The 2,676-nt window shown below is 29.7% G+C and carries 3 protein-coding genes; all 3 read left to right on the top strand.

Annotated elements, in window-relative coordinates; all coding sequences use genetic code 11:
- Window positions 1–149: 149 nt before the first annotated feature.
- The 3 genes from Z054_RS0127190 (at window position 150) to Z054_RS0127180 (ending at window position 2,632) form a co-directional block, all read left to right on the top strand.
- A complete protein-coding gene (locus Z054_RS0127190) occupies window positions 150–671 on the top strand; it encodes a DMP19 family protein (RefSeq protein ID WP_035093805.1) in 522 nt (173 codons plus the stop codon).
- Window positions 672–827: 156 nt separating this feature from the next.
- Window positions 828–1,268: a hypothetical protein gene (locus Z054_RS0127185; protein WP_024773118.1), complete on the top strand. Its 441-nt coding sequence runs from the start codon at window positions 828–830 to the stop codon at window positions 1,266–1,268.
- Window positions 1,269–1,333: 65 nt separating this feature from the next.
- Complete coding sequence (locus Z054_RS0127180) at window positions 1,334–2,632, top strand: WG repeat-containing protein (protein WP_024773117.1); 1,299 nt, start codon at window positions 1,334–1,336, stop codon at window positions 2,630–2,632.
- Window positions 2,633–2,676: the final 44 nt, after the last annotated feature.

Below are 2,676 nucleotides of genomic sequence, written 5' to 3'. Positions count from 1 at the left end.
TAGATGAATTATTTATCTTCGATAAATAAAAAATGCCCATGCTGGGCACACACAATTTGTATATTGCATATGCTCCCTTCGGGAAGCAAACGCAACATACAAGAGACGTTGTGGGTAAGCTGAAAAATCAAATATACTATAATCGAAATATGGAAAAAGGCTCGTTTATCGCACTTTCGTGGATGACAGAAGAAATGAAGAATGAAATAAGAAAGCGAGAAAAAATAGTAAATGAAGAAGACTTTGATAGTTTATTTTCTTTAAATGATAATTCTGATTTTTCCATAGCTTTACATCAAATACTGGTGAATCGATTTGACAAAAAACCTAATTCTTTGAACCAAGCACAATTAAATCTATTTCTATGTATGCATTTGGAAAATGCAGGACAAGCTGATAGTATACTAAGTTTTTTACAAGAATGGTTTCCTGAACAAAAAGAACAAGTAATAAAATCATTGAACGAAATCGGAGCTACTAAATCATCGGAAATAATAAAACAAGCGGTTGAATTGCTTCCAGAAGACGGAACTTGGTTTTTTCAAAATTCAGACGAGAAATCAGAACAACTTATGGGAAAACTAGATAAAGATTTCTCAGATTATCCAGATGGATTAATGAAAGACTTATATAGGAAATATGCTGAAATGAATAGAAATAAAATTGAATAAAAGCCTAACTACCATCAAGGTATAACCGTAATTACGGTGGATTCGACTACATCAGAATCCACTCTGAATTGCCAAATGTTGTACTTAACCGAAAATTAAAGAATATAAACCCTGTAACTGACGGTTATACGAGACCGTTGTACTCAATGCAAAAAAATGAAGCTATCAAAACATAATATTAGAACCTTTTTATTATCTGCTAATCAAAAAATTGAGGAAAAGGCGGACTTTATTTCAGATAAATTAGATAAAGGTGGAGAAATGGATTTTGTGACATATCCACCAAATTGTGGTTTTACCGAAGAAGAAACTCGCTCATTAGAAAAATTGAAAAATGACTCTAATTTGAAAAATGCATTGAGGAAAATTTTGGCTAATAACTCTGCTGGTGTTTTGTTTGATTTGTTCAATATAATTGACGGAACTTCAGAGCCTGATGAAAGTTTTGGCAAATGGACTGAGATTTGTTTCGTTGACAAAACAGATGAGCTAGCTGAAGATTTAGATTTTCTTCACGACGAATTATATGACAAGTATTGGGACTGGAGAGAAATAAGACCTGAAAAAGGATGGAAATTAGACAACTATGATGGATAAAAACAATAGGCACAATAACTAACTAAAATTCAAATAAACGATAATTTGCAATAAAAATAATATAAATGAAAAAAATCGCAGTACTTTTTTTATTAGCTTCTAATTCCATTTTCAGTCAATTAGGGAATAATGTTTTTCTAATGGAAAACATGTATACATTTCCAAATATAGAACATGATTCTAACACTTATTATAATGATTTGATGCAAAGAGGTTTTTCTTCCTTGAAAGATTCCTTGAAATATGGTTTTGTTGATTCGAACGGTAAAATCGTAATTCCACCTAACTATGAATATGCTTCTGATTTTTATAATGGAAAAGCAAACATAATTTCAAATAATATTCCAGGACTAGTGTTTTCAAATTCTAAATGTAAATTGTATCCCGAATATACAATGACTTTTTGGTATAAAGACGATCTTGGATTGGCTATTAACGATGATCATAGTGGATTTGTAGATCCCGATGGAGATGTCGTTATACCCCTTGAATATGAAGATGCTTTTCCTTTTTACAAAGGATATGCTGCCGTAAAAAAAAATGGAAAATGGAACTATTTAAATCTAAAAGGTGAGAAAATATTCAATGATAGTTTAATTTTTAGTTATCGACCTATAATAGATAAAAAAGCTATTTTTATGATAGATACTTTAAAGGTCGAAACAGAGAAGAAACTGATTTCAGAAAATGGTAGCCGAACTTTTATTGAATATGGTTATAAAATTGAAAAAATACAACTTAAAGAAGGTTTGATTGATGTTAGTGGAAATGTTTTGTTACCTCCAATATATGATGAAATTTTTGGATACTTTCATAATGGATATATGAGAATTCGAAATAATGGAATGATGGGTTTAGTTAACGAAAAAGGTAATCTGGTAATACCGATTATTTATGAGGATTTAAGTGATGTCAAAAAAGATCTTTTTCTAGCGAAATCCAAAAACAAATGGGGCATGATTAATATTAAAAACGAAATTGTTATACCATTCGAATATGACAAAATAAGACATTTTAAAGAAGAACTAGCTCAGGTCAGTATAAAAGGCTCTATAGGCTACATAGATAAGAGAAACCGAATAGTTATTAAGCCTAAATACGATTTCAACCTATTAGGTGATTTCAATGATGGATTAGCTTTAGTGAAAAAAAATAAAAAATACGGATATATTAATAAAAAAGGAGAGGTTATAATTCCTATTATATATAATAATGGATTACCATTTGATAAAAAATATGCTCTTGTTGAAAAGGATGGTATGAATTATGCAATTAATAGAAAAGGAGAAAAAAATGTTGGAATTACAAAACAACACGTTTGGTTAAAATTTGAAGGATTTAGGAGATTTGCCGAAAAAAAATAAAAGTTCAATAAACCGATGACAAAATCAATCTTTTACATAATTCT

The sequence above is a fragment of the Aquimarina macrocephali JAMB N27 genome (assembly GCF_000520995.1).
In the GTDB taxonomy this organism is placed as follows: Bacteria; Bacteroidota; Bacteroidia; order Flavobacteriales; family Flavobacteriaceae; genus Aquimarina; species Aquimarina macrocephali.
Note: the sequence above shows the minus strand (reverse complement) of the source record. Positions and strands in the feature narration are given on the sequence as shown.